This window comes from Massilia sp. HP4, assembly GCF_005222695.1.
In the GTDB taxonomy this organism is placed as follows: domain Bacteria; phylum Pseudomonadota; class Gammaproteobacteria; order Burkholderiales; family Burkholderiaceae_D; genus Telluria.
This window is the reverse complement of the sequence record NZ_STGG01000062.1, coordinates 17,458-38,779: the sequence shown is the minus strand read 5'-3', so window position 1 is coordinate 38,779 and position 21,322 is coordinate 17,458. Positions and strand designations below refer to the sequence as shown.

Annotated in this window: 15 protein-coding genes and 1 pseudogene; 3 read left to right on the top strand and 13 right to left on the bottom strand. The window is 63.9% G+C overall.

All coding sequences use genetic code 11. The annotated features are described in order from the left end of the window. Positions 1-2: 2 nt before the first annotated feature. The 13 genes and pseudogenes from E8M83_RS22790 to E8M83_RS22730 form a co-directional block, all read right to left on the bottom strand. Positions 3-1,436 (bottom strand): UbiA family prenyltransferase, encoded by a 1,434-nt coding sequence (locus tag E8M83_RS22790; protein WP_137175646.1) that lies wholly within the window; start codon positions 1,434-1,436, stop codon positions 3-5. Further along, a complete protein-coding gene (locus tag E8M83_RS22785) occupies positions 1,429-4,329 on the bottom strand; it encodes a glycosyltransferase (protein WP_137175645.1) in 2,901 nt (966 codons plus the stop codon). Before E8M83_RS22785 ends, E8M83_RS22790 begins: the two co-directional genes overlap by 8 nt. Before the next feature lie 3 nt (positions 4,330-4,332). After that, positions 4,333-5,634, bottom strand: a complete 1,302-nt coding sequence (locus E8M83_RS22780; RefSeq protein WP_137175644.1) for an FkbM family methyltransferase — start codon at positions 5,632-5,634, stop codon at positions 4,333-4,335. Beyond that, a complete protein-coding gene (locus tag E8M83_RS22775; RefSeq protein WP_137175643.1) occupies positions 5,631-6,851 on the bottom strand; it encodes an ABC transporter ATP-binding protein in 1,221 nt (406 codons plus the stop codon). Before E8M83_RS22775 ends, E8M83_RS22780 begins: the two co-directional genes overlap by 4 nt. After that, a complete protein-coding gene (locus E8M83_RS22770) occupies positions 6,851-7,651 on the bottom strand; it encodes an ABC transporter permease (protein ID WP_137175642.1) in 801 nt (266 codons plus the stop codon). The genes E8M83_RS22775 and E8M83_RS22770 overlap by 1 nt, the downstream gene beginning before the upstream one ends. 192 nt (positions 7,652-7,843) lie before the next feature. Continuing rightward, positions 7,844-8,584, bottom strand: a complete 741-nt coding sequence (locus tag E8M83_RS22765) for a Crp/Fnr family transcriptional regulator (RefSeq protein ID WP_229491822.1) — start codon at positions 8,582-8,584, stop codon at positions 7,844-7,846. Positions 8,585-8,592: 8 nt separating this feature from the next. After that, positions 8,593-8,922 carry a VanZ family protein gene (locus E8M83_RS22760; protein WP_137175640.1) on the bottom strand — a complete coding sequence of 110 codons (330 nt, stop codon included), beginning with the start codon at positions 8,920-8,922 and terminating at the stop codon, positions 8,593-8,595. 278 nt (positions 8,923-9,200) lie between these two features. Further along, positions 9,201-9,785 (bottom strand): hypothetical protein, encoded by a 585-nt coding sequence (locus tag E8M83_RS22755; RefSeq protein ID WP_137175639.1) that lies wholly within the window; start codon positions 9,783-9,785, stop codon positions 9,201-9,203. Next, positions 9,766-10,146, bottom strand: a complete 381-nt coding sequence (locus E8M83_RS22750) for a hypothetical protein (protein ID WP_137175638.1) — start codon at positions 10,144-10,146, stop codon at positions 9,766-9,768. Before E8M83_RS22750 ends, E8M83_RS22755 begins: the two co-directional genes overlap by 20 nt. A gap of 10 nt (positions 10,147-10,156) precedes the next feature. Further along, positions 10,157-10,651: pseudogene (locus E8M83_RS22745) on the bottom strand (Hcp family type VI secretion system effector). A gap of 181 nt (positions 10,652-10,832) precedes the next feature. Beyond that, on the bottom strand, positions 10,833-12,050 hold the full coding sequence (locus E8M83_RS22740) for an acyltransferase (RefSeq protein ID WP_170976897.1): 1,218 nt from the start codon (positions 12,048-12,050) through the stop codon (positions 10,833-10,835). Positions 12,051-12,052: 2 nt separating this feature from the next. Beyond that, positions 12,053-13,267 carry a lipopolysaccharide assembly protein LapB gene (locus tag E8M83_RS22735; protein ID WP_229491821.1) on the bottom strand — a complete coding sequence of 405 codons (1,215 nt, stop codon included), beginning with the start codon at positions 13,265-13,267 and terminating at the stop codon, positions 12,053-12,055. 44 nt (positions 13,268-13,311) lie between these two features. Then, positions 13,312-15,204 (bottom strand): CHASE2 domain-containing protein, encoded by a 1,893-nt coding sequence (locus E8M83_RS22730; protein ID WP_229491819.1) that lies wholly within the window; start codon positions 15,202-15,204, stop codon positions 13,312-13,314. Positions 15,205-15,427: 223 nt separating this feature from the next. On the opposite strand from E8M83_RS22730, the gene E8M83_RS22725 reads away from it, so the two are divergent. The 3 genes from E8M83_RS22725 (at position 15,428) to E8M83_RS22715 (ending at position 21,319) form a co-directional block, all read left to right on the top strand. Then, positions 15,428-16,771, top strand: coding sequence for a FecR domain-containing protein (locus E8M83_RS22725; RefSeq protein ID WP_229491817.1), 1,344 nt, complete (start codon positions 15,428-15,430; stop codon positions 16,769-16,771). A 457-nt stretch (positions 16,772-17,228) separates the two neighbouring features. Then, complete coding sequence (locus E8M83_RS22720) at positions 17,229-19,259, top strand: DUF4214 domain-containing protein (protein WP_137175635.1); 2,031 nt, start codon at positions 17,229-17,231, stop codon at positions 19,257-19,259. 221 nt (positions 19,260-19,480) lie between these two features. Then, on the top strand, positions 19,481-21,319 hold the full coding sequence (locus E8M83_RS22715; RefSeq protein ID WP_137175634.1) for a type I secretion system permease/ATPase: 1,839 nt from the start codon (positions 19,481-19,483) through the stop codon (positions 21,317-21,319). Positions 21,320-21,322 lie beyond the last annotated feature (3 nt).

Genomic DNA, 21,322 nt, shown 5'->3' with positions numbered 1-21,322 from the left:
GATCAGATCGAGGCGAGGGTGGCCAGCAGCAGGCACAGGACGATGACGACCAGCGACACCTTGTCCTTGCTGACGTAGAGCACGGGGTCTTCATTGACCTCGCCGCGGAAGGCCAGCACCCACAGGCGGCCCAGCCAGAACACCAGCAGCGGCAGGATGCCGCCCAGCAGTTCGGGCGTGCGGTACTGCTCCAGCACGTTCGACGAATTAAAGTACAGCATGAACACCAGCACCGAGACGAAGGCGGTATTGACGCCCATGATCGCGATCGGCATGCTGTCGGCCGTGGTATAGCCGCGCCCGCGCGTTTTTTCCTTGCCGTCGCGCTGCAGGTTGAACAATTCGCTGTGGCGCTTGAGCAGGGCCAGGCTCAGGAAGATGAAGAACGAGAACGCCAGCAGCCAGAACGACGGCGCGATCATGGTCGCGGCGCCGCCGCCCAGCACGCGCAAGGTATACAGGATCGCCAGGGTCACGATGTCGACCATCAGCAGGCGCTTCAAGACCAGCGAATAGGCCACCGTGCTGACGAAGTAGACCAGCACCACCAGCAGCAGCAGGGGGCTGAACCAGGCGCACAGGCCGATCGCCGCCAGCGCCAGCAAGGGGCTGGTCATCAGTGCCACGGGCAGCGGCAATGCGCCGGAGGCGATCGGCCGCTTGTGCTTGGTCGGGTGCACGCGATCGTCCTGGGCGTCCAGGGCGTCGTTGAGCAGGTAGGCGCTGGACGCGCACAGCGAGAACGCGACGAAGGCGACCAGCGCCGCGTTGAGCGTCCACAGGTCGAATTCGTGGCCGGCCAGCATCGGCAAGAACACCAGCATATTCTTGAGCCACTGGCGCGGACGCATGGCCTTGAGCAGGGCGCGCAAGGCGCCGCCGCGCACGCTGCCCGAATGGCTGGTGGCGCGACCATCGGCCAGGCGGAAAGGTTTATGCGTGACCGACACCGCACCTTCGCAGGCCAGCCACACCGGCAGGTCGGCGCGCGAATTGCCCACGTAATCGTAGCCGCGCTCGCCGAACAGGCGGCACAGTTCGCGCGCCTTGTTGTGCGACGTAAAATTGATGCCGTCGGTGGCCAGCACTTGGTCGAACAAGCCCAGGTGGGCCGCGATCTGCTCGGCGAAACGGCGCTGGGCGCCGGTGGCCAGGATCACGCTGCGGCCCTCGGCGCGCGCGGCCGCGATCAGCGCCAGCACCGCCTGGTCGTAGGGCAGGGCGGCCGGGTCGAGTTCGACCTGGCTGGCGATCTTTTCCTTGAAGCCAGCCTTGCCCAGGAACAGCCACAAGGGCAGTTGCCAGGCACGCAAAAAATTCTTCTTCAAGAACAGGACGATCGATTCCCACAGCAGATCGGAATGGATCAGGGTCCCGTCCAGGTCGATCACCAGCGGGCGCATGGCGGCGCCGGTATCGTTACGCGGCTCAATCATGGTGCGCTCCGGTGCTGCCCGGCAGGGTGCGGTACCAGCGCCCGCGGATCAGGTTGCCGACGACCTGCTGGGCGCTCTGGTCCCAGGTCAGCCACGGCATGCCGGTCGATGCCGGGGCCTGGCCGGCGCGCTGCAGGGCCAGCCAGGCGTCGATCGACGCCGCCAGGTCTTGCGGCGCCAGGCCGTCGAAATAATGGGCGTGGACGCCGGCCACTTCGCGGAACACGGGCAGGCCGCGCGCGATGATCGGCGTGCCATGCTGGGCCGCCTCGATCAACGGCAGGCCAAAACCTTCGCCCTCGGACGGGAACAGCAGGGCCGAGGCGCCGGCATACAGCTTGAGCAGCATCTCGTCCGAGATGCCGGCCAGCCAGAACAGGCGCTTGCCGAGTTCCGGATGCGCCTTCATGCGCTCGGCCACCGCGTCGACCATCCAGCCCTGCTTGCCGACCACGACCAGGTTGACGTCGACGCCGCGTTCCCACAGCTGCTCGAAGGCGGCCAGGGTCTGGGCATGGCCCTTGCGCGGCTCGACCGTGCCCACCATCAAAAAGCTCGGCCGCTGCGCCAGGGCGCCCAGCACGATCGATGCGTCCAGCGGCAGGCCGGTGCTCGGCGCGCTGGCATTGATGTCGGCGCCCAGGTGGAACCAGCCCAGGGTCAAAGGCAGTTCGCGGCACAGGCCTTGTGCCTCGTACCAGGTAGCGAGTTCGTCGGCCACGGCGCGCGAAATGCACAGCACCCCGTCCGCCGTCTTGTGCACGGTGCGCAGGAAGTCGCCGAAGCCCTGGTCGGTCCCGAACGGGAACACGTCCGGACGCAGCATCGGCAGGATGTCGTACATGCAGAAATAGATCTCGACGCCGCGGTCGCGCATCGACTGCAGCAGGCGCTCGTTCTGGTGCGTACCCGAGAGGAACAGGTCGAGGCCAAAGAAGATGTCGCCCGGCCGCAGGTCGACCGGCGCGTCTTCGAGCATCAGCATGTCTTCGCCCACCAGGCCCAGGCCGAAGCGGCGCGCGTAGTGGTAGGGGCGGTTGCCGCCGGTGGTGAATACCGGCTCGACCCGGAAGCCGGCGGGCGGGGTCGCGATCAGCGACAGCAAAATGCTGCGCACCACGCGCTGGATGCCGGTCTTGAGGTCGTTCTGGACCAGGGCCGAGACGTCCACCAGCAGCTGGCGCGTCGGCGCCACGGGCTGGTTGAAAGCGATGGCCTCGGCCAGCGCCGGCAAGTCGTCGTCAGCGCAGCGCCGTGCGGCGGCCGCCACCAGCGGGCGGTAGCCGGCGTGCGGGCCGTGGCCGGGCGTGGCGAAGTGCTCGATCGCTTCCATGCACAGGCGGCCGGCGTGGGCCGGGGCGTGTTCGGTTTCCATGAAGGCCAGGGCGCGCGCGCCGAGCGCCGCGCGCGCGGCCGGATCGCCATGCAGGCGCGCCAGCGCGGCGGCCAGTTCCTCGGTCTTGAATTCGTCCGGCAGCATCACCACCAGGCCGCTGTCGATCGAGGCGGTCGAGCCGTGGGCATTGACGATCGTCGGCGCGCCGTACAGCAGGCAGTCGAGCACCGCGGCCGAGGTCTCGCCGCGCGAGGAACCGCGCAGCTGCACCGCGGTGTCGCAGGCGATCACGTAGTCGGCATAGGTGGCGGCGTCGGCGAAGCCGGTGATCCTGATGCGGTCGGCGCAGGCGCTGTGCTTGATCTTTTTAGCCAGGTCGGCGCCATAGCGGCCGCCGTCGTTCTGGCCGACGAACACCAGATGACAATTCGCATCAAGCGCCAGCGGCGAGGCCAGGAAGGCGTCCAGCAGCTCGTCATTGAGCTTGGTCGGGCCCAGCATGCCGAAGGTGCAGACGATGTAGTCGGCATCGCGCAGCTTGAGGCGCTGGCGCGCGGCGGCGCGTGCGGCCGGGGTGGCGCTGCCTTCCGGTTTGCCGCGCAACAGCGGCACGGTGCGCCAGTCGTTGCCGGCGCCGTCGCCATACCATTGGGCGGCCAGCTGCTTCGGAAACTCGGAGTGGACGATGATGCCGGTGGCGTGATCGAGCACGCCGCGGTTGGCCGGGTATTTCCAGATCCAGACCACGCGGTTGCGCCCGGCCTGGCGGTGGCCGAGCAGGCCCGTGTAGCCGTGCGACTGGTACAGCGCGCGCACGAAACCTTGCGGCAGCACGCGATCGTGTTCCAGGTAGTCGAGCACGTTCGACAGATAAAAATCGTGCAGCACCACGATGCCCGGCACGTCGCGCAGCAGGTCGAACATATGGCCGTGCACCGGCGAATTGCCGAAGTGGTAGACCACGCGCTGGAATTCGTGGGCGTGGGCGCGCAGCCAGGCCGGGCTGCGCTGCGGGTAGTTCGCCAGGCGCGGGTCGGTGACCGGGTCCTGGTCGATCACCAGCTCGATGTCGTACCAGGCCGCCAGTTGCGGCACCAGTTCGGCGCTGTAGTCGGCGATGCCCGATTTTTGCGGCGGCAGCGGCGACACATAGGCCAGGCGCGGGCGCGTGGCCGGCGCGGCCGGAGCAGTGCGTTTGGCGGCGCTGGCCTGGACCCGGGTCCAGAGCGCCGTGATGTCATCATGGCCGGCCATGACGGTCGGCAGGGACGACTGCTCTTCGGCAGTGGTCACCACCACGCCAGGGGCCATGCTGGCCAGCGCGCCTTCGCGCAGCAGCGCGGCCAGGGCCGGATCGGCCGGCAGGGAGAAGGGCCGCACGCGCTCGCGCGGCACCAGGCCGTCGAAGGCCAGGCGCAGGCGGTCGCTGGCCTGTGCTTCACTGGCCGGCGTGGCCAGCCACAGTTCGTGGCCGGCGGCCAGGCGCGCCAGGTCGCGCATCCGGGCCAGGTGATCGGCCACTACCGGACCGTTGAGGAAATCGATGACGATGCGCATGGCTTAACTATCCGACTGCTGGTTGCCGCGGGCGCGTTTCAGGTCGGCCAGCACGGTGCGGGCCGATTGCGGCAAGCCCTTGAGTTCTTCGGGGACCTCGACGCCGAACGCCGCCTGCTGCGGCGGATCGAGCTTGATCGAGGCGATCGAGGCGCTGACGCGCTCATTCAGGGCCGGATGGCGGCGCAGCAGCGGGATCACCAGGCGCCGCACGCGCTCGTTGGCGGTGAGGCGGTTGACGATGCGGCGCGACAGCCCTGGTCTCTTGAGCGCGATCGCCAGCGAACCGGCGGCACGCAGCGGGCGGGTGACCTTCCACGAGGTGCTGGCCAGGGTGGCCTTGAGGCGTTCGTCGACGCCGCGCGCCCAGTACGACAGCTGGCGCGCGCTTTCATTCACCTGGGCCAGCTGCTCTTGCAGCAGCGTGACTTGTTCTTCAGCGCGGCGCGCTTCCAGCGCGCGCTGGTCCTGTTCGTTACGCAGCGCGATCTCGAGCCGCACGCGGTTCTCTTCGGCTTGTTTCGCCTCGGCTTCGGCATGGCGCGCCAGCGCGCCCAGGCGCTCCTCGGACGCCGTCAGCGCCGCGGCCTGCGCCTCGCCATTGGACCAGGCGCGGTCGAGGTGGTAGGAGATAAAGGCGTCGAACACATTCGGCTGGATGCCGAAGTGCTGCATCAGCTCGGGGTGTTCCTCGGCCACGTACCAGCGGTTCAGGCCATCGAACCAGGCGAAGCGGTAGCGCTGGCCGGTGACCATGTCTTCCCAGCTGGCGTGGTTGGTTTCGCGGCTATTCGGCAGCGTCGCCTCGATCACCAGCACCCACGGGCGCCAGCGCGCGAAATCCATGCCGCGCAACACATCGGCCTCGAAGCCTTCGACGTCGATCTTCAGGAAATGGATCTCGCCGCGCACGTGTTCTTCGCACACCGAGGCCAGGGTGCGCACCGGCACCTTGAGTTCGGCGATGGCGTGGCCTTCGGCGCGGTGCATCTCGGCCACGGCCTGGTCGGGCGAGGCCCAGCCGCGCACGTCGGGCACGTCGTACAGGGTCAGCTCGCCGTTCTCGGCGCCGGCGGCGATCGCCAGGTTGACGTCGCGCGGGCGCTGCTGCTGGAACTGTTCGTGGAACGACGGCAGCGGCTCGATGCTGATGCCGCGCCAGCCGCGTTCATAGAACGCCTTGGTGACCGAGTGTTCGACCGGATCGCTGGCGCCGACGTCGATATAGAAGCCGTCGGCGACGTGGCCGAGTGCGCGCCACAGCAGCACGTCCTCGGCATTCTGGGAGTAGGAAACGAATGTCATGTGCGTTGGATGTCGATGGCCGGGTCGAGCCAGGCCGAACCTTCAAAATGGGGCCGGCGCATATTCATCACGGTGAACACCAGGGCCAGGTCGCGCCATTCGTAGTTGTTGACGAGGTGGGTGTCGGTGCTGACGATGGCGGTGGCGACCGAGTAGCTGCCCGGGCCCAGGTTCATCGGGAAGGCGAAGCGGTAGACCACCTCTTCGCCTGCGTTCACGTCGTCGAGCGGCAGCTGCTTGAGGTGGGTATTGGTGCCGTACATCGGCTGGCCCAGGCGGTCCTTGATCATATAGCCCAGCACCATGCGCGGGATCGGCGCGTTCACTTTTACCCGCACCTCGAGCGTGACCGGGCTGCCGACGTCGACCACCTCGACCCGCTCGCCGTGCTCGTCGAGCAGGGCGATGTCGTCCACCGTGGCTTCGCCGGTGCCGGACACGGTCTGCACCTTGCCCTCGACTTCGGCCTGGCGCACGGTATCGTTTTCGCGTTCGGCGATCATGGCGTTGTAGTAGTCCATGATTTCCTCGGGCTTGCCTTCGCGCGCCAGGCGCCCGCCGTCGAGCAGGATCGCGCGGTCGCAGACCGACTGGATCGCCTGCTTGTCGTGCGAGACCAGCAGCAGGGTCGTGCCTTGCTTCTGGAACTGGCGAATGCGGTCGAAGCTCTTGTGCTGGAAATAAGCGTCGCCCACCGACAGCGCCTCGTCGACGATGAGGATATCGGGCCGGCGCGCGGTGGCGACCGAGAACGCGACCCGCATCTGCATGCCGCTCGAGTAGACCCGCACCGGCTGGTCCATATAGTCGCCGATGTCGGCGAAGGCCTCGATCTGCGGCATCAGTTCGGTGATCTGCTCGACCGTCATGCCCAGCAGCTGGCCCGCCATATACGCGTTCTGGCGGCCGGTGAAGTCGGGGTGGAAGCCCATGCCCAGTTCGAGCAGGGCGGCCACGCTGCCATCCATCCAGACGCTGCCGGTGGTGGGTTGCGTGGTGCCGGTGATCAGCTTGAGCAGGGTACTCTTGCCGGCGCCGTTGATGCCGATCAGGCCCACGGCTTCGCCCGGCGAGACCGTGAAGCTGACCTCGCGCAGCACCCATTTGAGTTTGTGGCGCGGGCCGCGGAAAGGCAGCATCCATTCGCCCAGGCGCGACAGCCGGGTCGGGTAGATTTTATAGGCCTTGCCCAGGTTGGAAACGGTAATCGTGCCCATCAGAGTTCATCCACCATTTCGCCGGCGCGCTTCCTGAACAGGCGCATGCCGAAGGCGCACAGCAGCAGCGCCAGCAGCGCTACCATGCCGATCGAGCCCCAGTCGGGCGCGGTGCCATGCACCAGGATCGCCTGGTAGGCCTGGATCAGCGGCATCATCGGATTCCAGGCCAGCGCGGCGCGGATCTGTTCCGGCAGGATCGAGGCCGGATACACGATCGGCGTCAGCCAGAACCAGAATTGCATCGCGATCGTCACGAACTGGCCGACGTCGCGGAAGAACACATTCAACACGCCGACGATCATCGCCAGGCCGATCGCCAGCAGCACCTGCACCAGCAGCACCGGCAGCAGGGCGGCGAACACCAGGCCCGGGAAGTTGCCGGTGGCGACCAGGAACACCAGGAACAGGCTGAAGATGATGGCGAAGTTGACCAGCGCATTGAGCACCACGATCACCGGCAGGCAGATGCGCGGGAAGCTGATCTTCTTGATCACATTGGCCTGCTCGATGAACATGTTCTGGCCGCGCGCGACGATCTCGGCGAACAGGCCCCAGGTCAGGATGCCGGCGCACAGGTAGATCGAATAAGCGAAGCCGGATTCGGCGCCGGGCAGCTTGGTGCGCATGACCTCGGAGAAGATCACGGTGTACACCAGGATCATGGCGAGCGGGCTGAGCACCGACCACAGGGCGCCCAGGATGGCATTGGCGTATTTCGACTGGAATTCGCGTTTGACGCTGCCCAGCACGAAACCGCGGTAGGCCCACAGGCCTCGCAGCATCAGGGGCGAAATCATGGGGCGGTGGCGTTGGGAAGCGCCCTGGATGAGAGCGGCAGGGTTGTCGTCACGGTGGCTTGTCTTTGTAATGCTGGAGGGCTAAGGGCGAAATTATACCCCACGGTCCAGCTCACATATTGTTCAATTGTAACGACGTGTCATCGCCTGCACTACCCTCGGCGGTAGCGTCGGATGCTACTTCTACGCTACCTACTCGCCCTGCACCAGGCGGTCGAGCGCTTCCGGCTTGACGATGATCAGCCGGCTGGCATCCTTCTGGACGATGCCTTGCTGGACCAGGGCAGCCAGCGCACGGGTGACGGTTTCGCGGCTGGTATTGATCATATTGGCAATATCCTGGTGCGTCGGCAGGTTTTCCAGCACCACCGGCGCGCCGGGCGACGCCTGGCGCCGTTCCTGCATCGACAGATACGTATAAATGCGCTTGGCGGTATTGTTAATGCTGAGCAAGGCGCGGAATTCCGAGTCGCGCTGGATCTTCTGCGCCAAGTGGCGCAGCATCTGCCTGGCCACCGACGGCGAGTGCGAGAACAGGTGCATCGCGGTACTGGCCGGCAAGAACGCCACCACGACTGCGGTCAGCGCCACCACCGAGGCCGAACGGGTCGAATTGTTGATCAGGGCGATTTCGCCGAAAAAGTCGCCCGGCGTCAGCATGCGCAGGCCGATCGCCCGGCCATCCTCGGTGATGTCGACCACCTGCAACTGGCCTGAGAGCAGGAACAGCAGGCCGTCGCCGCTGCCGCCTTTTTGCAGGACGATCTCGCGCTTGGCATAGTGGCGGAAGCGCAACTCCTGTTTGACGCGCAGGATTTCCTCGTCGCTCAGGTCGGCCAGGAGCGGAATCTTGCGCAGGTGGACATGGGCCTCCAGCGACTTGACCTCGGGCGCAGCTGGTGGCGCGGTGGCAAGCAAGGGATCTCGGTTCAATTCGTGCCTCAAAAAATCGGGGCGACCAGGCAGGTCGCGAGCGTCGCGAACGCGATGCCGCCGGCATTGGCGGCCATGTCGCGCCAGCAGAAGCTCCGGTCCGGCAGCAGCGACTGCAGGCATTCGATCACCCAGCCGGCCAGCAGCAGGCCGGACAGCCACAGCAGGGCCGAGGGTAGATCGTGCGCGAGCGGCAGCGCCAGGCCGGTCAGGACGGCAAAACTGACAAAGTGCAATACCTTGTCGTTCGGGAGGGGCGGGAGCCAGCGGTTGGGGACCAGGCAGCCGACGGTGACAGCCACGGCGGCCAGCACGAACAGCAGTGCGTTCCAGCCCATCAGAACGAGCCCATCATGTTAACGAAAGTCATACGGGCATGATTGTATATGCTCGAGCCGGGCTCTGCGTGGTTTACCTGCGCGGCTGCGGCATTTCGGCACGCGGGGCGCGCGCCAATTCCGCTTTATACATCGGCCATCGGCACGTCATTCCCGCGCAGGCGGGAATCCAAGGTTGTCCGAGTTGCCACTGAGGCCGGCCTTTGCGGCGGGCGTTCTGCCTTGGATTTCCGCCTGCGCGGGAATGACGGCCGCGGGAACCTCGGGAATGATTGCGTCTAAGGCGTGCCGTAGACTTGAAATGCTTGCTTTAACTCGGTAGGTAGGGATTGAACGTCGATGCGTTGGTTGCGAAGCTCAACCTTCAGGCGATCGGCCCCTCCGAATGCGCGTTGAAGCCTGGTGGCGATATCCACCGCAAGGGCCTGCAGGACATGCTGCGGCATTTCGTCGTTGACTATGCGGTCTTCGAAGGTCTGCCGGGCTTCGTCCAGATAGACACACTTGCTGGCTTCAATGTAGAAGACTGCACCGAGGTTGGTCGTTTCGTACCTGTCTTCGTTGCGGATGACATTGTGAACCGTTTCATATCCTCCTGTGACGTAGTAGGTTCTGCCTGTTGGATCTTTGACCTTCCCGTAGATGTACCAGGTAGCACTTCTGTTTTTGTCATCCTGGAAGTTCTCACAGTTGGCAAGTTCGCTCTTCGGAAGGGTATCAAAGCGATTTTTTTCGATCTCGTATCGGAGTCCAAGAACAGGCTCCTGTAACACGAGCGGTGTAGTGGAAGCAGCGACGCAAGCACAACTAGCGAGGAGCATCAGTGTGCCTACGAAGGCTTTTTTAAGGGCGATAGAATACATGGCTTGGCTTGTTGTTCCTGTAACCTTGACCTGACCAGAAATCCCGCTGCTTGAAGTCAGATATCCAGATCTTCCCATCGTAAGCGGCGATATGTCCTGAAGGGTTCCCACCCTGGTATGGTTGGAGAACGACGATATCTCCCTTCATGAAGATGAACTTCGTAGAGTCCTCCACATGGATTTCGCGGAATCCCATCCGAAGAAGAGTAGGGCCCCAATCCTTTGCATCTACAGGATGCCCCTTGGTCTTGCCACCACCGGCTTCGAGCGCCTCGCGGACACGTCTCGCACACTTGCGCTGACTTCGGTGGGCTGCATGTGTCCTGAGGTGGGCCGTGTATTTCTCTACATCCAGAGCCATGTTCGGCTCCTCAGGCAAAGACCCTGTTTGCTGCCAGATCCCATCCTCCGGAGGTGTTGCCGCCGGCGCCGCCGGCAATCTTCTGTTGGCTGTACTTCCACTTGACCCTGGAGAACTTCAGGCAGATGTTCTCCTTCATGATCGCACCTTGCCGTATGCCTGGCTTGACCATGCCGACCAGGACATTTTCTAACTCGATTTCAAAATACTTGACAGGTGTGCCGTCGCCATCGGCACTCATGAACTCGAATTTCGCTTTGGGGATAGTCTTCCCCATCGCACAGTGTTGGAGAAGGATCGGGGTCGAGAGGTCCGCGAGTTTGCTGAAGAGGATGTCGTCTAGTTCGGCGCGTTCAGCGGTGTGGCCACCGCCTGTCGATGCCGTAGCGCTTCTAGGTTAATCGACTCCGAAGTCTACAGACAAGCATTCAATCCAGCCCTTGTGCTTGTCGTCCTGCGATTCGCCTTTGATGCCATCAATTTGCAAGTATGCGTCGATTGCCATGCTGTCTCCGTGTGCGGTAGGTGAGTATGCGTTACTTATTTTTCACTCAGAAGCAGTTGGAGGCGTTGGTATTGGTCAACTCACAAAATGATGCGTCTACCGTCATTGTTTTGAAACAAGCTCGGCGGGCCATCAAGCAGCAACTGATCCGCAGGTCGGGGGGGGCGTGAGAGGGCGTCTGTTAACTAGCGGCCCTATTCCGATTTTCCGCGTTACCACTGGAGTCGACGGTGGTGGACGTGCTGCCCTGGATTCCCGCCTGCGCGGGAATGACGGCGCCGGGCATTGCGGAGGCGACGTCATCTGGAGCGCGTCGGCGACGCCGCAGCCAGCGCCGCGCGGCGCGCATCGCCGGCGCTTCGACCCAGTGCCAGGACAGCAGGGACAGCGGCGCCAGCACCAGCAGGCACAGTGCCAGCGCCAGGTGCGGCTTAGCGTTTGGCACCAGTGCTCCGATCATCATCAGTACCGGCCAGTGGTAGATATAGACGGCATACGAATAATCGTGGCGCTGCACATGGCCCAGGCCGCGTACGCGCGCGCTGCCGATCCACAGCGCCAGCGCGGCGACCAGCAGGACGATGCCGAACCAGGTCAGCGGATGCTGGGTCATGGCCAGCGAACGGGTCCAGTTCAGCCCTACCAGCGCCAGCGCGCAGAGGACGTGCACCGGGCCGATGCGCAGCTGCGGCGCCAGGGTCTGCAGCAGCACGCCGGTCAGGAACAGCGACCACAGGCGCACTTCCCACAGGTAGCCGCTCAACACCTCGGGGAACAGGTTGGCCGCCAGCAGCAGGAAGATGGCGGCGCCGCGCAGCCACGGGCGCATCGGCATCACGGCCGCTATGCCGACCAGGGCCAGCACCACATACATGCGGCCTTCCCAGTACAAGGTCCACAGCACGCCATTCAGGTTACGCCCGCCGAGCACGCCGGGAATGCTCAATTCTTCAGGCGGGATATTGTATTGAAGCCAATGCAAGACCGTATTGCCGAAGATATAGCGCCAGGTCGCCGAATCGAACAGTCCGGCCGGGCCGCGCTCTGAAAAGAACGCGACCGCGGTCAGGGTACACAGCAAGGTGGCGACGAACAGGCCCGGCACGATGCGCGCCACGCGCCGCAGCGCGAAACGGCCCAGGTGCGGGTCGCGCAGCCAGCTCTGGCTGACGAACATGCCGCTGATCAAAAAGAAAATGCCGACCGCCAGCGCGCCGAGATCGGTGACGGGCCGCAGCCTGGACGTCAGGGGATCGAGCCCCGCCGCGACCGGCGCCATCTGGTAAGCGTGGTACACCATGACGGCCAGCGCGCAGGCCAGGCGCACGGCATTGAAGCCGTTATCGTGGGTCTCGGTAGCGGCGCCCAGGGTGCGCGCCGGTGGGGAAAGCATAGACATGGTCAGCGGTCCTGCCATTGCCAGCTGAGCTGGATCTGGCGGTTATCGTATTGGAAGATCGAGATATTTTCGCGGTTGCGCACCACGCGGGTTTCAAACCGCAGCCATTGGTTGCGGGCGATCGGCCACGACAGCACGGCGCGCGCAACACGCGTGTTCTGGTCGCGCACCGTGTTGATCAGACCCGGCGCATAGGCCTCGCCGCTGCGCCAGCTCTGGTAGCTGTACGAGAGTTCGCCGCTCACCTCGCGCCACAGGGCGCGCCGCGCCAGCAGGGTGGTGCTGTAGCCGTGGCGGTCGCCACCCGGGCGCTCGCGCACCGCATGGTCGGCCTGCCAGCCCTGGCTCAGGCTGGCGAATACCTTGTCGCCGCGCCAGCTCAGCTGGCCCAGCACGTCGAAGGTATTCGAATCGAAATTGGTCAGCGTCGAATAATCGTTGCGGGTCACACCGCCTGTTACGTGCAGTTGCATGCGGCTCGGTAGCGGCATTGGCACCCCGGCGCGCGCCAGCAACTGCACCTGGCGCTGGTACAGCTTGCCGCCCAGGGAAGTAAAGCCGAGCATGCCGGTGGCGCGCACCGGCCAGGCGCCGAAGCGGTACTGGCTGTCGACCCCGGCGTACACCGAATCGCTGTCGTACTGGCCCAGCGAGTCATTCCGGCGGCCGAAGTACTGGGCAAAGCCGGTCAGGCCGTTGGGCGTCAGGTCGCGCGTGTGCTCGACGTTCAGGGCGGTGTAGTTGTCGTGCCGGGGCAGGAATTCGTCCAGCAGCGGCAGCTCGACCTGGCCGCCGCCGGTGTCGACGATGTAGCTCGGGTTGCGCGCGCCCTGGTTGACGTTCATGTCCAGGCCGCGCGTGACGCTGACCGAGGTGGCCTTCAATGGCTGCCATTCGTCGCAGCCGGTGTCGCGCGCCTCGGCAATGAGTTCCAGGATCGCGCGTGGCGGATCGAAGCGGGTCTCGATGATGGCGAACAGGCGCTCGGCCTCGTCCACGCGGCCGAGGCTGCACTGCACCAGCGCCACTTCGAGATAGGCGCCGGCATGCTGCGATTCCTTCTCGATCACGCGCACCAGGGTGTCCGAGGCGTCGTTCTTGCGGCCCTCGGCGATCGACTGCAGGGCGTTCTCGTACAGGATCTGGACTTCGTTGGGCGGCGGCGCGTTCGGGGTCGCGCCGGCGCCGCCGGCGATGCCAGCCAGGCAGGCTGCCACGATAATCTGGCGTAAGTATGTGCTAACTGATGAAAACATGGATCTCATGCCTGTTGTTCCAGGCCGTGCGCGGCATGCGCATCGGCGTCTTGTGGCGCGAAGGTATACAAGGGAGTCGGCTTGCCTTTGCCGCGTAAGATGCGTTCGCCCAGCGCCAAGAACCGGTGGCGCTGCGCCAGCGCGACGGTGCCGGGGCCGATGATGGCGTCATGCGGATAGTCGCGCGCGGCCTGCTCGAGGCGCGAGGCGGTATTGACGCTGTCGCCCACGGCGGTATAGATGCTGCGGAAAGTGGTGCCGAAGTCGCCCGCCATGGCCGGCCCGCTCTCGATGCCGATGCGCACCCGCAGCGGCTTGTGGCCGGCGCTGCTGCGCTGCGCGCTCAACGCTTCCACCCGCGCCAGGATGGCGCGCGCGGCGTCCAGCGCCAGGTCGGCGTGGTGAATTTCGGGCAGCGGGGCGCCCCAGAACGCGACCAGGCCGTCGCCCGTATATTTGTCGAGCGTGCCCTGGTGGGCGATGACCGGGCCGGTGAGGCAATCGAGGAATTCCTGGGTCAGGCGCGCGGCTTCTTCGACCGGCAGCGACTCGACCTGCGAGGTATAGCCTTCCATGTCGGCGATCAGGGTGGTCACCTCGAGCTGGCGCGGCTTGAGCGGGTCGGCCATGTCGCTGCGCAGCAGCTGCTGCACCACCGACGGCGCGACGTACTGGCGCAAGGTGTCGAGCAAATGGCGCGAGCGGGTCTGCGCCACCTGCCATTGATAGGGGACGGCGAACGCCAGCAGGAACAGGTTGGTGGCCAGCGGCCCGCTGACCGAGAACACCGGATCGCGTGCGCTGGCGAAATAGGCCAGGCCGACCCAGGCGACCGAGATCGACCCCAGCAGCCCGACGCTGGTCAGCGCCGACAGGCGCGGGAAGGCAAACATGGCGAACAGCACCGAGCCGGCCGCGAACGCCAGAGCCAGCAGGGCGCCCGGCCAGCGTCCAGGGGCCTTGCCTTCCTGCAGGTCGAGCAACTGCGACAGCATCGCCGCCTGGACGCCCAGGCCGGGCCGGTTGCTGCCGAGCGGGGTGGCGACGCGGTCGCCCTGGCCCAGGGATGACGACCCGATCAGCACCAGGCGTCCGGCCAGGTCTTCGCGCGGATAGGCGCGGTCGAGCACCTCGGCGGCGGTGACCACCGTGTAGGCGCTCCAGTCGCGCTGGAAATCCAGGCGCGTCTGCGCTGCGCCGTCGACGAGCGGCGCCGGCTTGCCGGAGCAGCAGCCCAGCAGGGCCAGCGACAAGGCCGGCCAGCTCTTGCCTTCGAAGGTGGTCCACAGCGGCAGGCGGCGCAGCACGCCATCGGGATCGGGCACGAAACCGATATTGCCGACCTGGCGCGCGTCGATCAGGCCGGTGTGGTTGGCGATGAAGCCGGTAGCGGGCAGCGCTGCCGGCGGGGCGCCGGGCAGCGATACCGGTCCGTGCGCCAGCACGCCCTGGCGCAGGGCGACCGGGCGGTCGCGCATGTAATCGAAGGCGTGCGCCAGCACCACCGGCCCGAAGCCGGCCAATGCCGCCAGCCGGGCGTCGCCTTCCGGGTCGGCGGCGTCGGGGAACAGGATGTCGAGGGCGACCCCGCGCACGCCGTAGTCGCCGAGGAGCGTTTCCACCAGGTCGGCGATGCGCGCGCGCGGCCAGGGCCAGGGGCCGAGGCGTTCGGTACTGGTCTCGTCGATATCCACCACCAGGATGCGCGGCTCGGGCGCATCGGTAGCGCGCAGCTTGACGAACACGTCGCGCAGCCACTCGTTGCCGAAGGCCGCCGTGCCCGGCTGCGATTGGGCGTAGACGCACAGCAGGAAGGCGAGCAGCGAAATGCAGGCTTGCACCGCGCCGCGGCGCAGGCGCAGGGGGCGCAGGCTCGAAGATGGGGGGAAGGCGGGCACGCTCGGTGTGGTCAAATAGCAACGGCTAGTCAGTGGTCACCGAGTATATCGTCGGTCTGGAGCAATACGTGCATTCTAGAGGGAAATTATACCGAGGCACGTTGTTAGAATTGATTAGAATGTGACCGTCGTCACGTCCCGCGGACTCGGGTGGGGCGGATAATCGCGAAGATGGAGGGAAAGTAATATGCGGCGGTTAATTATTCTTGCGAGTATGACATTGATGGCTTCTGCCGTACAGGCGGCGGAGGCTGGCAAGGTCATCTTTGTTGCGGGCGCAGCACAAGTGGTCGACCGCAAGGCGGCCGAGGGCGACGCCGTGCAGGAAGGCGAGCTGCTGCAGACCGGCGCTGACGGTTTCATCTATGTGAAGACGAGCGACAACGGGCTGTTCATCCTCCGTCCGAATACCAAAGCGCGTATCGTGGCCTATCACATCGACAAGGCTAATCCTGAAAACACCCGCGTCAAGCTTGAGCTGATCAGCGGCGTGGCGCGCAGCAAGTCGGGCGACGAGGTCAAGCGCGCGCGGCAGAACTTCCGTTTCAATACGCCGGTGGCGGCGATTGGCGTGCGTGGGACCGATTTCACCGTATTTACCGATGACACCACATCGCGCGTGACCGTGCTGACGGGCGGCGTGGTGGTGAGCGGTTTTGGCGATGCCTGCCGTCCGGATGGCGGCGGACCGTGCGAAGGTGCGCGCAGCCGCGAGCTGTCGGCAACCCAGCGTGGGCAGTTGTTGCAGATCCAGCAGGGTGCGACGGCGCCGCAGTTGCTGAATGGGACCAGCGTGGTGCCGGAAGCGCAGGTGTTGCCGATTGGTGTGCCAATGGTGATGGCGCCGGGCAGGAACGCTGTTGTGACGCCGGTAGAGATGAGTGTCGACATCAGGAAGGGCGATAAGGTGGTCGACAATGTCAACAACCAGGTGCCGAGGCCGGATCCGGGGCAGCCTTTGCCTGGCAATCCGAACCCACCGCAACCGGAGCCGCAACCGCCGGTAGTGACTCCGATAGATCCGGTGCCGCCTACTCCAGTGCGTCATGCCGGCATCAAATGGGGGCGCTGGGAGCGGGTGACCGGTCCGGCGCCGGATTTCGACCTGACGCAAGAAATGACCAAGAACCAACTGGTAGCCGTAAAAGGCAACTTCGCCGTGCTGCGTACGCCAGGCCAGGAATATGTCGTGCCAGAACGTGGTGGCATGGGTTTCCGGCTGGCCGATAGCGAAGCCTACATATATACGAGCTATGGTTCGAGCTACTCCGCCGCGGCGGCAACGCTGTCGAACGGAAAACTCGAGGTCGATTTCGGCAAGCGCAGCTTCGAGACGTCGTTCGACTTGTCCCGCAAGGATGAGAAATACAGCTTCCGCGCTGGCGGCGTGCTTGGCGCCGATGGTACGTTGTACGGCGATCGCGCGGAGGGACGCGCGGGTTATATGAATGTGCAGGGATTGCTCAGCAATGACAAGGGCGGTGGAGCAGCCTATATTTTTGACGGCCGTATTGACGACCGCCGCACTGTCAATGGCGGAACGTCCTGGACGCCGATAACCCGCTAAGTACTAATTATTCGATACGGCCGGCTATCTGGTTGTAGTACTGCCTGACGGCGCTGGAGTCTTCCAGCGCCGTTTTTATTTTGCGGTTAAATACACATGCTTACTGTGTAAACGGCTGGAAATGTGCATTCATATAGACGAATTTATGGCATTTTTTTGTTTCGATTTGTAAGTCATCGTCTGTCGCTAAAACATCTTAGATTATCTCCAAATGTCACGGCGAGCAGCGAATACCAGTAGTTTGACCTGTATCTTGCGTTCGTTTGACGATTCTCTGATAATGACCAGCCGAAATTTCCGGATGCTTGAAAGAAATATCGCGATTCAATGTGATGGCTGTCACATTAAGTCGCAATGTGTTCTGTCATGATGCGGATCGTTGGAGCTGCAGGACACACGAAGTGGCACTGCAATCGACTTAAACCTTGATCATTTTCGATCTACTCAGGAGCTTTTAATGGCAACCCAGTACGACACCCAAATTCAACAGCTGTACGTAGCTTACTTCAACCGTCCTGCAGACGCTGGTGGCCTGGCCCACTGGGCTACCGTGATGGCTAACGGCGGCACCACCGCCCAGATCTCGGCAGCTTTCGCTCAGTCGCTGGAATACCAAGTGGAATACAGCCAGTCGACCAACGCTGGCATCGTGAACGCCGTGTACCAGAACCTGTTCGGCCGTGACGCAGAAACCACTGGTCTGGAATTCTGGGTCAAGGCTCTGAACGACAAGACCATGACCGTTGACAACATGGTCGACCTGATCTCGAAAGGCGCCCAGGGCACCGACAAGATCGCTTTCGACAGCAAGGTCGTTGTCGCTACCGCCTTCACCAACGCATTGGACACCGACGCTGAAAAAGCTGGCTACTCGGGCGCCGACGCTAACAAGGCTGCTAAAGAACTGCTGGCTGGCATCAAGACCGCTGCCCAAGCAACCGCTGCTATCGTTCCAGCAACCCTGGACGCAAGCATTGCTAAAGTGGTGAAAGCCGCAACCCCATTCACCCTGGAAGGTGGTCTGGAAGCCCTGGGCAATGCTCAGAAGGCAATCGCTGACTTCCTGGATGACGCTGAAGTCATCGATCCGGTCACCAGCAAGCCGATCAAGGATGTCACTTCGGATGACATCGCTGCAAACGTCCTGAACGCTGAGAAAGCAGTCGCTGCCGAGATTTCGGCTTCGATCGGTGACTACGAAGTTGGTGTCGACCTCAACAACGACGGCGACTACACCGATCCTCTCGAAGTCGCTCCGACCCTGCCAAGCGTCAAGGATGCCCTGATCAAGGAACAGCAAGCCGCCAACACCAAGGCTCTGACCGCTGCAAACACCAAGTTGGAAGCTGCACAGAAGACCGTTAACGATGTTACCGGTCTGGCGGCTGCCGTTGCGACCTACACTTCGGCTGAAGAAGCTGGCGAAGCCGCTCAAGAAGCATGGCAAGTTGCAGGCATCGCCGAAGAGGCGGCAGGACAAACCTTCGCAACCCGCAATCCGCTGCTGGATCTGGACACCGAAGTTGATGGCGACACCACCCTGCTGGTCGCGACCAATTCCAGCACCCCACTCGCTGACCCAGTCACCCTGGCTGTCTTCGAAGGCGGCGCATGGAGCATCGCTACCGGCCTCGACGTCGCCAAGTACCCAGGCCTGACCGCTCTGATCAACGCCCAGAACGCGACGATCGCTGCACAGGAAGATCTGAACATCGCTGAACAGGCTTACCTCGACGCAGTGGTGGAAGTGGCCTTCCGCGATCGCACCACCAACACCGAAACCTTGCTGAAGGCCGTTCCGTTCGACGCAGCTGACGGTCCTACCGTTGCTGACGGCGCCGTGCCAACCCTGGCCCAGCTGCGCGCTGAATGGAATGCGCTGTTGGAAGAAGAAAGCGGCGTCGGTCCTAAGACCGAAGCCTTCCGCGACGCCCTGGGCGATATCCGTGATGACTACACCGCTAGCCTGACCACCAAAGGTGCTCTGCTGAACATCGCTGAAGATGAAGCTGAAGCCGCTCAGACCGCAATCGACGATCTGGCAGAAGCAGTCGAAGGCCTGACCGCAGCCAAGGCGCTGGCAGCTGAACTGAAAGGCCTGAACGCCGATCTGAAAGTGGCCCAGGATGACTTCGTTGCCAACAAGTTCGTGGCACCTACCATGATCGACGGTAACAAGTTCGGCACCGCTGGTTCGGACATCTTCGTCTTCAACGACAAGACTGCTTCGATCTCCGGTTTCAACCGTGCAGGCGATGACGTCCTGTACGTCGGCGCGGGCTTCAGCCTGAACGACGGCGAGACCACCGATGGCGACGACGCTGTGCTGGAAGTGTTCTTCAACCAGAAAGGCAACAACGCCGAGATCATCATCGAAACCGCAGCATACGGTTCGGATCTGGCTGGCGGCGAAGGCGTCAAGGTCATCACCCTGGTTGGCGTGAACATCGACGACCTGACCTTCGAAAACGGCATCATCACCCTGTAATGATGTTGTAAGAGGGCGCCGCGGCCAGCCACTGGCCGCAAGCGACGAAAACCCCGCAACCTCGGTTGCGGGGTTTTTTTTCGCATGGAAACCACAGATTGTGTGATCTGCATCACATATTTCGAGTGTTATGCCTCATAATGGCATGCCGAGCTCGCTAACCGCCTGCTTCGACGGCGATCCGCGACACGCCACCGAACGTCGTTTCCAGTCTCACCGATATGAAAAATAACTTCTCCAAGCCGAAGAACGAAATCACCGAGGCGTTACAGATCTTCAAGAAGACCTTCATCACCATCGGCGTGTTCAGTGCGATCACGAACATGCTGGCGCTGGTGCCTTCGCTGTACATGATGCAGGTCTACGACCGCGTGCTGGCCAGCCAGAACGAACTGACCCTGGTCATGCTGACGGTGCTGATGCTGGGCGCCTACCTGATGCTGGCCTCGCTCGAAATGATCCGTTCCTTCGTGCTCGTGCGCGTCGGTAACCGCTTCGACATGATGATGAACAAGCGCGTCTACACGGCCGCCTTCCAGCAGAACCTGAAGACCTCGGGCGCCAACGCCGGCCAGGCGATGTCCGACCTGACCAACGTGCGCCAGTTCATGACCGGCAATGCGCTGTTCGCCTTCTTCGACGCGCCGTGGTTCCCGATCTACCTGGCCATCATCTTCTTCTTCCAGGTCCCGCTGGGTTTCTTCGCCCTGGGCGGCACCCTGGTCCTGATCGTGCTGGCCGTGGTCAACGAACGCATCACGCGCAAGCCGCTGTCCGAGGCCAACTCGCTGTCGGTCGAGGCCAACACCATGGCCACCAACAACCTGCGCAATGCCGAGGTCATCGAGTCGATGGGCATGCTGCCCAACCTGATGAGCCGCTGGTTCAAGGTGCACAGCAAGTTCCTGGGCCTGCAGGCCGAAGCCAGCAACAAGGCCGGCATGATCAGCGCCGGCACCAAATTCACCCAGCTGTCGCTGCAGTCGCTGGTGCTCGGCCTGGGCGCGCTGCTGGTCATCGAGCACAAGATGTCGGCCGGCATGATGATCGCCGCTTCGATCCTGGTCGGGCGCGCCATGCAGCCGGTGCAGCAAGTGATCGGCGCCTGGAAGAGCGTGGGCAGCACCCGTAGCGCCTACGGCCGCCTGGTCGCCATCCTCGAGGCGAATCCAAAACGCGAGGCCGGCATGCAACTGCCCAAGCCGCGCGGCGCCCTGGCGGTCGAAGGCGTCACCGCTTCGCCACCTGGCGTCAAGGCGCCGGTCGTGCGCAACGTCAGCTTTGGCCTGGAACCGGGCGATGTGCTGGGCGTGATCGGGCCGAGCGGTTCGGGCAAGTCGACCCTGGCGCGTCTGTTGATCGGCATCTGGCCGGCGATGATGGGCAAGGTGCGCCTGGACGGCGCCGATATCTACCAATGGAACAAGGCCGAGCTCGGCCCGCACATCGGTTACCTGCCGCAGTCGATCGAGCTGTTCGCCGGCACCGTGTCCGAAAACATCGCGCGCTTTGGCGATGTGGATGCTGAGAAAGTGGTGACCGCCGCCCAGCGCGCCGGTGTGCACGAGATGATCCTGCACCTGCCGGAAGGCTACGACACCAAGCTGGGCGACGGCGGCGCAGGCCTGTCCGGCGGCCAGCGTCAGCGCCTGGCGCTGGCCCGCGCCATGTACGACGACCCGGCGCTGATCGTGCTGGACGAACCGAACTCCAACCTCGACGAAGTCGGCGAAGCCGCGCTCGTGAAGGCCGTGATGGAGCTGCGCGCGCGCGGCAAGACCATCGTCCTGATCACCCACCGCCAGGCGGCGCTGAACGCGACCACCAAGCTGCTCATGATGCGCGACGGGGCAGTGGCGGCCTTCGGCCCGACCCAGAAAGTGCTGGAAGCGATTAACGAAGCCAACCAGAAACAACTGCAGGCGCAAAAGGCGGCGCTCGCCGCCAAGGGCCAGGCGATGCTGGCGAAGCAGCAGGCACAGGGCAAGCCACAGGCACAGCCGCAAGCGCCCGAAGCGCAGGACGGCAACACTTCCGCTACCACGGAACAGGGACAGTAAAAC

What these genes read in the sequence shown, in the direction of transcription:
- E8M83_RS22755 (WP_137175639.1), bottom strand. Translation starts at nt 9,785, where the DNA reads ATGTATTCTATCGCCCTTAAAAAAGCCTTCGTAGGCACACTGATGCTC.
- E8M83_RS22750 (WP_137175638.1), bottom strand. Translation starts at nt 10,146, where the DNA reads ATGGCTCTGGATGTAGAGAAATACACGGCCCACCTCAGGACACATGCA.
- E8M83_RS22715 (WP_137175634.1), top strand. Translation starts at nt 19,481, where the DNA reads ATGAAAAATAACTTCTCCAAGCCGAAGAACGAAATCACCGAGGCGTTA.
- E8M83_RS22785 (WP_137175645.1), bottom strand. Translation starts at nt 4,329, where the DNA reads ATGCGCATCGTCATCGATTTCCTCAACGGTCCGGTAGTGGCCGATCAC.
- E8M83_RS22790 (WP_137175646.1), bottom strand. Translation starts at nt 1,436, where the DNA reads ATGATTGAGCCGCGTAACGATACCGGCGCCGCCATGCGCCCGCTGGTG.
- E8M83_RS22720 (WP_137175635.1), top strand. Translation starts at nt 17,229, where the DNA reads ATGGCAACCCAGTACGACACCCAAATTCAACAGCTGTACGTAGCTTAC.
- E8M83_RS22740 (WP_170976897.1), bottom strand. Translation starts at nt 12,050, where the DNA reads ATGTCTATGCTTTCCCCACCGGCGCGCACCCTGGGCGCCGCTACCGAG.
- E8M83_RS22770 (WP_137175642.1), bottom strand. Translation starts at nt 7,651, where the DNA reads ATGATTTCGCCCCTGATGCTGCGAGGCCTGTGGGCCTACCGCGGTTTC.
- E8M83_RS22760 (WP_137175640.1), bottom strand. Translation starts at nt 8,922, where the DNA reads ATGGGCTGGAACGCACTGCTGTTCGTGCTGGCCGCCGTGGCTGTCACC.
- E8M83_RS22725 (WP_229491817.1), top strand. Translation starts at nt 15,428, where the DNA reads ATGGCTTCTGCCGTACAGGCGGCGGAGGCTGGCAAGGTCATCTTTGTT.
- E8M83_RS22780 (WP_137175644.1), bottom strand. Translation starts at nt 5,634, where the DNA reads ATGACATTCGTTTCCTACTCCCAGAATGCCGAGGACGTGCTGCTGTGG.
- E8M83_RS22775 (WP_137175643.1), bottom strand. Translation starts at nt 6,851, where the DNA reads ATGGGCACGATTACCGTTTCCAACCTGGGCAAGGCCTATAAAATCTAC.